This is a genomic window from Streptomyces rimosus subsp. rimosus (assembly GCF_000720725.1).
Taxonomy (GTDB): domain Bacteria; phylum Actinomycetota; class Actinomycetes; order Streptomycetales; family Streptomycetaceae; genus Streptomyces; species Streptomyces rimosus_A.
The window spans coordinates 1-220 of the sequence record NZ_JOCQ01000280.1 but is presented as its reverse complement, the minus strand read 5'-3'; the positions used below and the strand labels follow the sequence as shown (position 1 = coordinate 220).

General features: G+C 72.3%; 1 protein-coding gene. It reads right to left on the bottom strand.

Going from position 1 to position 220, the window contains the following annotated elements; genetic code table 11:
* Positions 1-220 (bottom strand): hypothetical protein (locus tag IH45_RS01000000144890; protein WP_032919632.1); only part of this gene is annotated, 220 nt, incomplete at both ends.

Genomic DNA, 220 nt, shown 5'->3' with positions numbered 1-220 from the left:
CAGGCCGTGGCGGGCGCGGTGGCCGGCGCGGTGGCCGGCGCCGTCGCGCAGGGATTCGCCGAGGGTCTCGCCGGTGTTCTTCAGGGCGTCCTTGCCCGCCTCGACGCCCTTCTTGGCGGTACGGCCGAGGTCGTAGCCGTTCTGGGCGCCGAAGTTCTGGTTGACGGTCTGGGCGATCAGGTCGGAGGCCATGGCCTCCAGCGCGGAGATCACCGGTTCC